The sequence below is a fragment of the Mycolicibacterium pulveris genome (assembly GCF_010725725.1).
GTDB lineage: Bacteria > Actinomycetota > Actinomycetes > Mycobacteriales > Mycobacteriaceae > Mycobacterium > Mycobacterium pulveris.
Map to the genome: position 1 here is coordinate 4,701,081 of NZ_AP022599.1, position 12,388 is coordinate 4,713,468.

The 12,388-nt window shown below is 62.6% G+C and carries 12 protein-coding genes; 7 read left to right on the forward strand and 5 right to left on the reverse strand.

The window, feature by feature from the left end; genetic code table 11:
• Positions 1-7: 7 nt before the first annotated feature.
• Positions 8-1,720, reverse strand: coding sequence for a nitric oxide reductase activation protein NorD (locus G6N28_RS22785; RefSeq protein WP_163904265.1), 1,713 nt, complete (start codon positions 1,718-1,720; stop codon positions 8-10).
• Between the two features lie 187 nt (positions 1,721-1,907).
• Between G6N28_RS22785 and G6N28_RS22790 the strand changes: the two genes are divergently transcribed.
• The 3 genes from G6N28_RS22790 to G6N28_RS22800 are packed head-to-tail and all read left to right on the forward strand — an operon-like array spanning position 1,908 to position 5,107.
• Positions 1,908-3,101 carry a cytochrome P450 gene (locus G6N28_RS22790; protein WP_163904267.1) on the forward strand — a complete coding sequence of 398 codons (1,194 nt, stop codon included), beginning with the start codon at positions 1,908-1,910 and terminating at the stop codon, positions 3,099-3,101.
• 41 nt (positions 3,102-3,142) lie between these two features.
• On the forward strand, positions 3,143-3,976 hold the full coding sequence (locus tag G6N28_RS22795) for an enoyl-CoA hydratase/isomerase family protein (RefSeq protein WP_163904269.1): 834 nt from the start codon (positions 3,143-3,145) through the stop codon (positions 3,974-3,976).
• A complete protein-coding gene (locus tag G6N28_RS22800; protein ID WP_163904271.1) occupies positions 3,977-5,107 on the forward strand; it encodes an acyl-CoA dehydrogenase family protein in 1,131 nt (376 codons plus the stop codon).
• 9 nt (positions 5,108-5,116) lie between these two features.
• On the opposite strand, the gene G6N28_RS22805 is transcribed toward G6N28_RS22800, so the two are convergent.
• From G6N28_RS22805 to G6N28_RS22820, 4 genes are read right to left on the reverse strand one after another with little or no spacing between them, the layout of a single operon-like run.
• Complete coding sequence (locus G6N28_RS22805; protein ID WP_163904273.1) at positions 5,117-6,166, reverse strand: phosphotransferase family protein; 1,050 nt, start codon at positions 6,164-6,166, stop codon at positions 5,117-5,119.
• A 46-nt stretch (positions 6,167-6,212) separates the two neighbouring features.
• Positions 6,213-7,400 (reverse strand): amidohydrolase family protein, encoded by a 1,188-nt coding sequence (locus G6N28_RS22810; protein WP_163904275.1) that lies wholly within the window; start codon positions 7,398-7,400, stop codon positions 6,213-6,215.
• A complete protein-coding gene (locus G6N28_RS22815) occupies positions 7,393-7,668 on the reverse strand; it encodes an iron-sulfur cluster assembly protein (RefSeq protein WP_163904277.1) in 276 nt (91 codons plus the stop codon). The genes G6N28_RS22810 and G6N28_RS22815 overlap by 8 nt, the downstream gene beginning before the upstream one ends.
• Positions 7,665-8,771: an amidohydrolase family protein gene (locus tag G6N28_RS22820; protein ID WP_163904279.1), complete on the reverse strand. Its 1,107-nt coding sequence runs from the start codon at positions 8,769-8,771 to the stop codon at positions 7,665-7,667. The genes G6N28_RS22815 and G6N28_RS22820 overlap by 4 nt, the downstream gene beginning before the upstream one ends.
• Before the next feature lie 811 nt (positions 8,772-9,582).
• On the opposite strand from G6N28_RS22820, the gene G6N28_RS22825 reads away from it, so the two are divergent.
• From G6N28_RS22825 to G6N28_RS22840, 4 genes are all read left to right on the forward strand, one after another.
• Complete coding sequence (locus tag G6N28_RS22825; RefSeq protein ID WP_163904281.1) at positions 9,583-9,960, forward strand: ArsR/SmtB family transcription factor; 378 nt, start codon at positions 9,583-9,585, stop codon at positions 9,958-9,960.
• Positions 9,957-11,078 (forward strand): ACR3 family arsenite efflux transporter, encoded by a 1,122-nt coding sequence (gene arsB, locus G6N28_RS22830; protein WP_163904283.1) that lies wholly within the window; start codon positions 9,957-9,959, stop codon positions 11,076-11,078. The genes G6N28_RS22825 and arsB overlap by 4 nt, the downstream gene beginning before the upstream one ends.
• Positions 11,071-11,739 carry an arsenate reductase ArsC gene (locus G6N28_RS22835; RefSeq protein ID WP_163904285.1) on the forward strand — a complete coding sequence of 223 codons (669 nt, stop codon included), beginning with the start codon at positions 11,071-11,073 and terminating at the stop codon, positions 11,737-11,739. The genes arsB and G6N28_RS22835 overlap by 8 nt, the downstream gene beginning before the upstream one ends.
• A 279-nt stretch (positions 11,740-12,018) precedes the next feature.
• Positions 12,019-12,276, forward strand: a complete 258-nt coding sequence (locus G6N28_RS22840) for a hypothetical protein (protein WP_163904287.1) — start codon at positions 12,019-12,021, stop codon at positions 12,274-12,276.
• Positions 12,277-12,388 lie beyond the last annotated feature (112 nt).

Here is a 12,388-nt window from a genome sequence, read left to right on the forward strand (position 1 = left end):
CACACTGTCACACGTACGAGTTCAACCCGCTTCGCCGACTGATCGCGAACGCGGACACATCGGTAACACCTGACGGCGGCACTTGCCCATTGGTTCTGGTCATGCGCAGCGCGTTGGACAGCAGGGCGCGGAGGTGCGAGCGGGCCTCAGCGCTGTCCGCGACGACCCGAAACGGTACGTGTGACCAAATGTCGCGGTGGACGAATGGTTCTGTCGACGATCTGATGGCAAGACCCACGACGCCGACGCCGCTCCAGCAGGCCTCCCGGATGGCCTGCCGGGTATCGGCTCGGGCGTACCTGCCTTCATAGTCGTCGTCGAAGGGCAATCCATCCCCGATGACGATCAACGCCATATTTTTCGCCGGCGCGTTTCGCAGCAGAAGGTGGGTGGCGTGGCGCAGCGCCGCGCCAAGCCGAGTGAAGCCGCGGGGTTCAATGCTCAAGAGCCGCTGCGTTGCAACTTCGTCGAAGGACTCGGAGAAAGTCTTGATTCGCAGGAACCTGACGTTTCGTCTGCCCAACGAGTAAAAGCCGTAGGCCGCAACGGAGCTTCCGAGGTAGTCGAAGCTGGCAACGAGTTGACCCGCGAGCAGTCGTTCTCTCGCGAAGACCCGATCACCCTCCACCGCTTCGTTTGTCGAGCCGCTGGCATCGAGTAGGACGAGAATCGAAAGGTCCCGAACGGTTGCGATGCTCTGTTCGTAGACCAACGGATCGGATCGGTCGCCTCGGGATCGGTCGACGACATGATCAACGAGGCCGGCGATATCGAGCGTATCGCCGTCGCGCTGGCGGCGGTGCCGGTGCGGCTCGAGACCGACCCGCGCCACGGCACGGCCGAATACAGGAGCGGGCGGTCCGGCCGGTATCTGGACCGCGATCTGCGGATCGTGCTCGGAGACGAGGGACCATCTCTCCCGGTAGCTCCGGCGATCCTCGGCCCACTCGGGGTATTCGTATCCAGCGACTGGAGCGGGCGCGACCAGGCGGGAAGCCGTCTTCAGTGATAGCGCGGGTTTAGTCCGCTCGGAGCGCCTCGGGCGGAGCCCGCGCAGATCGACTTGGTTCGTTGCAATCCCCGCATGATCGGCTACCGAAGTGCCCGATGAATTTGCGTGGGAACGGGTCAATCGGGCTGCCTCGGCTTCGTCCTGCCCAGCGGCCTCCGCTGGCGAAGGCTCACCCGGCCGTCTGCCATCGCCGTCGTCGGCCATGCCGATCAATCCTCGTAGCGATGCGTGGAATGGCCTCGCTCTCACGGTTCCTGCCCACAAAGGCAGGCTGGGCAGATCGACGCGGCCGAAGGCCCAATCGAGTGACTCCGCAGGGCTTGAACTGAGCGGAACGGTGCCGTGCTGACGAATTCGTCGAACGGTCATCGGGGGGAGCAGGGGATCGTTTGCCGCGAGTCGAGCGAGCTCGAGCATCAGGTACCGCTCGATCTTGCGCCGTCGGCCGGCGATGCGGCGAAGGATACCGCGGCTCAGCGACCCCGCGGCGTGAAGTGCGGCCTGCGTAGCGACCGCATCGCGCATGTCGTGCGGGGCCGTCAACGTACGGTCGAGAAAAACGGTCCTACCGTCGGTGTACGTCGTGCCTGCCCGGGCCACCTCCATGCGGTGACCCGCGATGGCCGAGGCGAGCACCGAGAATCGATCGTGGAAGCCCTCTGCCGCATCCGGACCGCCGGGTAGGTGACCAGACAGGTTGCGCCCCACCGCCTTACCTCCTGCCGGACGTCGTCGTCCGGTGGTGCCTGCCCACCTAGGCTATCGTAACGGACGTTCTATTATTAGTCGAGGGTGTTGCGGCATTCGCGGTCGAGACGCGAGCTATTGACAGCATGGTTCCGGCCTGGTTACCGTACTAAAGATTACGTAAATCCCGGCGGATGAGAGGTTTACCGTGGGAACCGCACTCGCGCAAGTTGAGTTGTTGTCAGACGACTTTCAGCACGACCCGATTCCAACGCTGACCTACCACCGTGAACACCAGCCGGTGTTCCAAGCCGCTGAGATACCGGCATATGTTCTCACCCGCTTCGAGGACGTCCTGGCGATGCGTAATCAAGAGATCTACAGCATGGCCATCCTCAAGGCCATGCGGGGAGAGATCGACGGTCCGACCATGATCCAGATGGACAAGGAGGAACATGCGCGCAATCGCGGGCTGATCAGCGTCGCGTTCCGTGCGAAAGTGATCAATCAGTTCGCTGAGACCGAGATCATTCCCATCGTCGAGGATTTGCTCGCGGGCCTGGCCGGCCGACGACAGGTCGATCTCAACGAGGTGTTCTGTGAAAAGGTGCCGTTCCGCAGTATCGCTCGACTGCTCGGCCTGCAGACCGACAGTGAAGGTGCGCTGTCGGAGCTGTACCGCGACCAGATCGCGTTCAACCCGCTGCAGTCCGGTGAAGAGGAGTGGAACAGATCTATTCGCGCCCGGGATGGTCTGACGGAACTGTTGTCGCCGGCGGTCGAACGGACGCGCAAAGATCCGCGCGACAGTTTTCTCGCGACGATACTGAGATCCGAGACCAAGGGCGGTGACAAGCTCTCCGAAGAGGAGCTGTTCGGGTTTCTGCGCTTCCTCCTGCCTGCCGGTCTCGAGACGACCATGAGCGCACTGAGCAACGCCATCTACCATTTCTTGTCACGGCCAGAGGTTCTCGAGCTGTTGCGCAACGATCCTGCCGCATTGAATCCGGCCATAGAGGAATCTCTGCGGTGGCACGCTCCCATCAGCTATGTCACTCGGATGACGGTCCAGGACACGACCGTGGCGGGTGTCGACATTCCCGCGATGTCAGTGGTGCTTGGATCACTCAACGCGGCCAACCGCGACCCTGACGTCTTCACCGACCCCGACGTGTTCGATCCACGGCGGAGTCCCAACAAACACATCGCGTTCGGGGTTGGCGTTCATACCTGCATCGGTGCGCCGTTGGCACGCGCCACATTGCGTATTGCGATCCCCAGGTTGCTCGAGCGGTTTCCCGAGATGACGATATCGGCGGGATTCGAGCCGAGGTTCTCTGGCGCGTTCGACAACCGGTTGACTCGGCTCGACGTCGACCTAGGACCGGTACGGACCGCCTGAGTCGGCAGGCGCGTGGTGAGCGAGCCTGAACGGAGGCAGCAATGTCACAGCCGAACTACGAGGCCATCAAATACCACGTCTCATCGCCGGTCGCATACATCACGCTGGCCCGCCCCGATACGCTCAACCTGATCGGGGAAACGGTCTTCGACGAGTTGACCGACGCCTTCATACGTGCTCGATTCGAGCCGGGTGTCAGTGTCGTTGTGCTGCAGAGCACGGGGAAGATGTTCAGCGCTGGCGGCGATCTCAATCAGTCCGTGACGACATTGGCCCGCAACGGTCCTTCAGCAGAGTTGCGGACTGAAATGTTCAAACACGTCTACGCCGACTACCCGATCTTCCACGCGATCGAGACGTGCCCGCACACGGTGGTGGCGGCTATGAACGGGCCGGCGATGGGAGCGGCGGTGACCATCATCATGATGTGCGATCTGGTCGTGGCCGCGGAAACTGCGACCGTGACGTTTGCGCCTGGCCGGTGGGGCATTGCCGACGCACCCAGCGCGGCACGCCTTTCGCAGAAGGTGGGCGTCGGCACCGCGAAAGATCTTTTGTTCACGGCACGGACCATCTCTGCTGAGACTGCCCTCGAGTACGGTCTGGTTCAACGGGTTGCACAGAAGGACGAGCTGGCAGACGCGGTCGAGGAGCTCATCGACCAGCTCCTGACGACGCCACCGAGCGTGCGCGCCGCACTGAAGGCGGTTTTCTACGAGCAGCAGCCGCCCATCAGAACGGATGCGCACTATCGAAGCGCGATCAGTACAGAATTCCTTACAGGCCTTGAAGCGTTTTCATCGGGTAACCCGCCTCCGTGGACTGTGCGAACAGATGATGCGCGATCACCGGATTTGGCGCGGGAGCAACACTGAATGCTCCTCACCCAGGAACAGGAGGAGTTGCGTGCCTACGTCCGGTCGTTTCTGGCCCAGCACAGCCCCACCTCTGAGATTTACCGGATCTACGAGAGGCCAGGTGAATTCGATTCAGTGCTGTGGCGCCGCATGGCGACGGAACTCGGCTTGCAGGGTATCGGCTGCATTGAATCGATGGGTGGCTGCGGTGGCTCCTGGGTTGAATTAGGAATCGTATTCGAAGAATTGGGCCGGGCACTGACACCGTGTCCGTACTTCGCCGCAACAGCCTTGGCGATTCCGACCCTGGTGATGTCCGACGATCAGCGGGCCGCCGAAACCTGGCTCCCACAAATCATTGCCGGGCAATGCGTTGCGACGGTGGCAATTCCTGATGTGGTTTCGGGGCTCACCGATACCCCTGTGCACGCACGAGCAGACGGTGGTGAGTTCCTGCTGTGCGGCCGGGCGCCGGTCGTCGTGGAGGGTGGTGGCGCCCAATTGGCCATCGTGCCCGCCGAGTGTGTTGATGGTGTAGGCAACGCCGAGCTGTTCGTCGTCACGGGCAATGCGCACGGTGTCGCGCGTACCCAGCTCACCGGAGTGGACGGGACATTACGCTTTGCCGCTCTGGAGTTCGCGCACACTCCTGCGACGAAACTGTGCACCTCGGAGAATGCGTACGCTGTCATCGACCGGGTGACCGATCTGGCATACGTCGCAGTGGCGGCGATAGCGGTGGGCGGGGCGCGGGCCTGTCTCGATGCGGTGGTCGACTACGCCAAGGTCCGGACGCAGTTTCATCGGCAGATCGGGGGATTTCAGGCCGTCAAACATCGGTTGGCCGATCTCGCGGTGGCAGTCGAATCGGCCGCGGGGCTCGCGCAGCGAGCGGCACGACTTGCTGCGAATGAGGACGAGTCCCTTCCACTGGTGGCATCGCTGGCGAAGGCTCACTGCTGTGAAATCTACGTGCGTGCCGCCGCGGAGAATATTCAGCTTCACGGCGGCATCGGCTTCACCTGGGAACACACCGCGCACCTGCACTACCGGCGTGCAGTCGTGCTGCAGGACATGATGCGGTCGAACAGTTTTCACACCGAGCGTGCTGCCGAGCTGCTGGGAATGCCCGAATCGTGGTCGAACTGAACCTGCCGATCAAACTGATACCGAGAGCGAGTCCAGATCGTCGATTGCGATCGCGAACCGGCCGCCCATTGTTCGGGAGAACTCCTCGGATTGCATTTCCGGAGTGCACAACAGGCCGAGAAGTCCCCAAACCGCATGCCGACGGTACTCGGTCCATGCGCTGTCAAACGCAGGTGCTTCGACGCCGCGCTGGGCAAGGGCTTCGAGGTAACCGCTCAACAGGTCACGTTCGGTCTCGCGACGAGTTTCCGGCTGAAGTGAGCACACGATGAAGTAGGCCACATCGGCAGCCCATGTGCTCGCAGAGGCCGCCTGCCAATCGAGAAAGCGCGGCGACCCGTCGGGTGTGAAGTACATGTTGCCGAGGTGCACGTCACCGTGGATGAGACAGCGTGGACCGTCTGTCGGGCGTAGGGTGCCAATGATCGCATCCCGCACCTGTTCCCGGTTGTGCACGACTTTGGGTAGGCCCTCGAAGCGTCCGAGTTCGAGGCATCGTTCCCAGTTTTCGGTGCCGGTGAGCATCTCTGCGACCGGCTGGCGCGGTTGCTCAACCAACGCAGCCATCGCCCTTTCCTCGGTGTTGGCCCAGTAGGCGGCGTGAACTGCGGCGAGTAGCGCCAAGGCTTCTCCGGCCACCCCCGGTGTCAGGGTGGCTTCTATTCGACCGAACTGATTGGCCGTCGCAGTGAGGTCCTCGAGAAGCAGCAGCGCCTGACCGGTATCGGGATTGCTGCCGGCGAAATAGCAACTCGGTAGGGGAATTCCAGCTGTCGGAGCGAGATCACGGTAGAACGTCACCTCGTTGCGGTACAGGTCGGCGAGCAGACTCCGCAGCGGATTGAAACCTGCCTTCACGATCATCGAGGAGGGGAGACCCTGGACGTGAGAATCGTATGTCACGGCGAGGCGAACCTTGGTTGCGCTGCCAGGCATCAAGTCGACCACGTCGACGGAGAGGACGTCCACGTCCGGGTACCGGAACCTCAGCGCTGCCGTCAACCACTCAGCGTTGATATCGGTGACTTCGAGTGGCAGGCGTAATGTGTCTTCGGACATCGCACGAATCCTTCGGTTCACAAAGACAACCCAGTACTGGTCGTTGTCACGTCGGAATATTATCGCGGTTGAAGGCGCGCGCAGCGTTATCCCATGCGATCGCCCGTTGCTGCTGAGGTGCGAGTGCACTGATGTTCTTACGAAAGTCCTCACCACCGCCGGGGAAACTGCAGTCGGCGTGGGGGTAGTCCAGCGCCCAGACCATTGAACTTCCGAGATGCTCGGCGGCGTACATCAGAGTCTTTTCGTCACCTTCGAAGACGACAAACCCTTGTCGGGCAAAGTACTCCGAGGGCAACAGCTTCAGAGGCTCCATGTCGAATCCGTAGCGAAGCGCTTCGCCGCCTTTGGCGTACTCATCCATGCGTTCGAGAGCGGTGACCATCCAGCCGCCATGGCTTTCGGTCAGCATGATCTTCAGGGTGGGAATCCGGTCGAGCACACCCTCAAAGACCAGTTGTGCCCATGCGGTCCAACCTTCGACAGGAAAGCCCAGTATCAAATAGTAGAAGGTCGCATGCCAATACGGCCGAAACTGTTTGTAGTGCTTGACCACCGGTCCGAGAGCACCCTCTTCGGTGGCACAGCTGTGAAAGACCAGAGCCAAGCCCCGCTCGGCGATCTCGATGTAGACATCGTCGAATGCGCGGTCGCCAGGAAAGCCGCTGGGGTATGCGGGAGCGGGTTGCATGATGACTCCTACGAAGCAGAAGCGCTCGCCGACCCGCTGCAACTCGGCCTTTGCCAACGACAAATCCTGCCAGGGCAAGACCATGTTGGCCGACACTCTGCCTTCGCAGCCATCGCAATGGTCGGTCACCCAGTCGTTATATGCCCGGCACATCGCGGCGGCAAGGTTCGGGTCGGATACCAGGCCCAGACGAAGGCCGGGCGACGACGGGTTGATCACCTGGTGCGTGATGCCGGCCAGCTCCATGTCGGCCAACCTCTGTTTCGGGTCCCAGCCGCCCGAGTTGGCGTCCACGTAGCGCACACCCGCTGCGAGCCGATCGCCGGAGACGCCTGCGGCGTTGGTGTAGGCCGCATTCTCCAGCAGAATCGCGCCGCGCTCGTAGAGCAGGGTCGCTGGGCGACCGTCGGGAAGCACGGTGTCCACGAACGAGAAGGGCGATGCACCTCGAAACTCACGTGGCATGTAGTCGCCACTCCATAGATCGACGGGCTCTGCGACGTGGCTGTCGGCGTCATACAACCGTACGGTGTCATCAGACATGTTCGTCCCCTTCGAAAGTCGGCCATAGCAGATCGATGGCGAAACGCACCTCGGCGTTGGCGCCGAGGTGCCGCTTGACCTGTCTGATGAACCAGATGCGATACATGCAGGACGGTTCTGTCAGGCGCAGAGTGACTTCGGGATGACCGTCATGGGTGCGGATATCCTCGACGAGGCCCATCGAGACGATATCGATCGGACGGCCCGCGGCAATCGAACAGGGATCTGCGATGCGGGACAACGCATCCCGGATCGCGCTCTCGGTCATTGGGGCACGCTCCCGACAGCCGCGACATCCGGCTGGGGGAGACGTGACCACGGGGCGTTTCGGCCATGTTCCGCGCGCCAGCGACTGACGTGATCGTCGGCAAGGTGGCTGAATACCGCTGCGTCGGTGAGGCCATAGAGTCGCAGAGCGTTGCCGCCGAGTATCGCCTCTTTGACCGCATGGTCGACGGGTGGAAAGCCTTCCTCTTCGACAAGATCCTGGGGCATTTCGAAGGCGCGGAACGCCTCGATGACGGGTTGCGGATGTGTCAGCATGCAGCCGGTGGCATGCAGGATGCGGTCGGGTCCTGCGGCGGCAAGCAACGCGCCGAGGATCCGTGCAAAACGCCGTGGGTATCGGACGACGAGGTTCATCGAAATCTCGAGCGTCGCATAAACGTTGGGATGTCTGGCCAGAAGGAATGCGGTCTCCTCGAGGAAGGCGAACCCGGCGTGTACCACCTCGAATGTCAGGTCAGGGAACGCGACCGCCGGTGCGTCAACGTCGTTGATATTGAGGTACGGATCGACCGACTCCCGCCGAAAAGGCACCGACTTGTGTATCGCGATGTGGCGCACGCCGAGTTCACGGGCGTGCTCGAGCAACGGATACATCCGGTGCACATCGTTGAGCAGCACACCTTCCGCGACGCCGTCGGGCCCGTACGTGCCGGTCACGGGGTAGAACTTGAAACCTGTGATCTCGTAGTCGTCAACGACGCGGTCCATATGCTCTAGTGCACGCGCGCCGGCGGTGGCGTCGACACCCGCGTACAGCAAGACGCGCCCGGGATAGAGTTCGGCCAGCCGCGCGCCGACCGCCAGCGGGCTTCCACCGTCTTTGAAGACAGGGGTAAGCGCGGTGTCGTGATACACGGCGATATCGGTATCACTTTGCAGAAACAAAGTGGCCCCGAGCGATTCGGCGTCCCAGGTACTCACGAATGCCTGGGGCGGACAGGCAGCCGCAGGATCCGACCAGGCCTGGTGCATGCCCAGCAGCGCGGTGCGGAACGCCGCGAATTCGTCGGCCGTTGCGGCCGGTGCCCGGTTCCCGGGTGCGAGGTTGTAGGCGTGCGCCACCGCGTCGACCACGAGGCTCATGGTCGAAGTATGCGAAGGAGAAGCTGTCTACCGAGGGTGATTGCGTCGGCGGGTGTACAGATGTCCACATCGTGGCGCTCGTCGGAGTTCCCCGCCCCAAGGACCCGATTTCGTCACGTGATGAAATGAGGCGGCCCCGGGCTTGAAGCGGTCGGGCAGTGGCAGGCCGCTTGCTCCACACGCCAAAGGGTCGCCCGAGGTTCGCCGAGAATGCTTTGCATGTTCGCCAACTGAGCGCCGACAGCTGTAGCGCGGAATGGCGGCAGTCATTTCGACACTCGGAACGCGGAATGGTTCACATGCGAGCAGCGCGGAACCGCCCGCCCGAAATTCGTCACTGTGACGTAATACCAAGGGGCGGTGGGGAATCGGTAGGGGTCAGTCGCACTCGATAGCGTGACGCGAGTACCGCAGGTTGTGGCCGAGGCGGCGCTTGGCCGCCGCAGGATCTTTGGTCCCACGGGCCGTGTGGCCGCGAGCGTGGCGCACCCAGGCCAGGATCGCGACGACGGCGGGTGGGCATGGAGGCTTCTGCTGAGCGACTCCGCCCGCAGGCCAGGGTTAGGACGCTACGCCAACCGGCAACCGTGTCACCCTCGAACACGAAAATGCCGATAAGCGACATTATGTCAAGTTAACTCGCTCAGGAGGTGATCGGCACCGAGCTCGCCGCGGCTCAGGAGGTGGTGTCGGGCCTGCCGCAGGCCGGCACCCTGCCCGCCACGGCCGCGACTAAACGATTACCGATGCCCGGGACGTGTTCACCATGCGTTCACTTGACCGCTGATTCGATATCCGTCAATATCGGTATATGTCGAAATCATCGGATCGGGTCGGCGACGCGTGTTGCCCGCCCGGGGCGCTGTTGCACGAACCACTGTCGGCGGTGGCCGCCGCGGATATGGCGGTCAAGCTCAAAGCCCTGGCCGATCCGGTACGGCTGCAACTGTTTTCGGCGATCGCCAGCCACGCCGGCGGTGAGGCCTGCGTCTGCGACATCTCGGTCGACATCGAGGTGTCACAACCGACCATCAGCCATCACCTCAAGGTGCTGCGTGACGCCGGGCTCCTGACCTCGCAGCGGCGGGCTTCCTGGGTGTATTACGCGGTGGTGCCCGAAGCGCTGGCCAGTCTGGCCGTGCTCCTCGGCGCGACCTCCGCTCACGCCGCGGCGGGCGTGCCTGCATGACCGACACCGCCACCCCCGCGCCGCCGGTGGTCGGCAAGCTCTCCACTCTCGACCGGTTCCTGCCACTCTGGATCGGCGCGGCGATGATCGCCGGACTGCTCCTGGGCCGCTGGATCCCCGGCCTGAACACCGCACTGGAAAGCGTTCAGATCGACGGTATTTCACTGCCCATCGCCGTCGGGTTGTTGATCATGATGTATCCGGTCCTAGCCAAAGTCCGCTACGACCGCCTCGACACCGTCACCGGCGACCGCAAACTGCTGCTCTCCTCGCTGGTGCTGAACTGGGTACTCGGTCCGGCATTGATGTTCGCCCTGGCGTGGCTGCTGCTGCCCGATCTGCCCGAGTACCGCACCGGGCTGATCATCGTCGGCCTGGCCCGCTGCATCGCCATGGTCATCATCTGGAACGACTTGGCCTGCGGCGACCGCGAAGCCGCCGCCGTCCTCGTCACCTTGAATTCAATCTTCCAAGTCATTATGTTCGCCGTGCTGGGCTGGTTCTACCTGTCAGTGCTGCCCGGCTGGCTCGGCCTGCAACAAACCACCATCGACACCTCACCCTGGCAGATCGCCAAATCCGTACTCATCTTCCTCGGCATCCCCCTGCTGGCTGGCTACCTATCCCGCCGCCTCGGCGAACGCGCCAAGGGCCGTGACTGGTACGAGTCCAAGTTCTTACCGCGGATCGGGCCGTGGGCACTCTACGGGCTGCTGTTCACCATCGTGATTCTCTTTGCCCTGCAAGGCGATCAGATCACCCACCAACCGGTGGATGTGGCCCGCATCGCCCTGCCCTTGTTGGCGTATTTCGCGATCATGTGGGGCGGCGGCTACCTGCTCGGCACCATCTTGGACCTCGGCTACGAACGCACCACCACCCTGGCATTCACCGCCGCCGGCAACAACTTCGAACTCGCCATCGCCGTCGCGATCGCCACCTACGGCGCAACCTCCGGCCAAGCCCTGGCCGGCGTCGTCGGCCCGCTCATCGAAGTCCCGGTCCTGGTCGCCCTGGTCTACGTCTCCCTGGCACTGCGCAATCGGTTCCGCCACCACACCTCCCAACACCTACCCACCACCGACTCGACGACGAGAACGGAACACTGCCATGACTGACAGCCCCGTCACCCACCAACTGCGCCACGACCTCTCCATCGACCAACAGCTCGCCCTGAAAACCGCCGCGACCCGGCTTCACGGCGAGTTCGACGGCACGTTCGGCACCGAAACCATCGAACGGTTCCTGCACTCCTCCTACGACCAATTCGCCGGCCGCGCCACCGTTCCCAACTTCCTACCGCTGCTGGCCGAACGGTTCGCCCGCCAACGTCTGCACGCCCTTGCACGGGTAGAGGGCAAGGTCACCGATGGAAAGCCGACCGTGCTGTTCCTGTGCACCCACAACGCCGGACGCTCCCAAATGGCCCTCGGCTTCTTCACACATCTGGCCGGTGACCGGGCCGTGGCCTGGTCGGGTGGATCCGAGCCCGGCAACGAGATCAATCCCGCCGCGATCGCCGCCATGCATGAGGTCGGGATCGACATCACCGGCGAATATCCCAAACCCTGGACCGACGAAATCGTGCAAGCCGCCGATGTCGTCATCACCATGGGCTGCGGTGACGCCTGCCCGATCTTCCCCGGAAAACGCTACGAGAACTGGGAACTCCCAGATCCGCGCGGCCAAAGCCTCGACGCCGTGCGCCTCATCCGCGACGACATCGAAGAACGCATCCACCTACTGCTCGCCAACCTGAACGTGCCCATCACCCGCTAGTCGCGAAACCTCAAGGGACACACCGACTATGACTAATACGTCGGTGTTATCGTCTGCGTCAGTTACGTCGAAGAATCAGTCATGCGGCGGGACTCAAGCGCAGACTCGTCGGACCGAACATCCGCATGGCCTCGGCCGACACACGCCCACATGCCCCTCCCCAACACGCGTGACGTGTTTCGCGCCATCCAACCACGGCGCGAGAGTGAACGACCGGCATCAAATACGCCTGAGACGAATATGGAGGGTTACCGGGATGGTCGTCGGCGGTTCTGCCGTGTGCTCGATGCGATTTCACGGTCGATTGCGATCGCAGCACTGCACCACTTCGGTACGGCTGATCGAGACGAGACGGCCTTCGTGGAATACGAGCCGGTCCTGTGGAGCCCGGGCCACCGCGCCGACGAGGTTGGTCGCCCTGATCGCCAAGAGCTCAGCCTTCGCACCGACCTCGATTCCTCCCGCCGCGAAGGACATAACCTGCCGCGGTGCAACGAAAACATTCGTGGCACGGCGAAGGCAGGCAAAAGCAGTTGAGCGTCTATTGAGAGAGATCCCTCAAGTAGCTTCTTGGATCCAAGCTCGTATCCAAAAATAGGAAGTCGGTATTGCCTATTGATGAAGTGCCGTAAAGAACGCGTAACGCCCG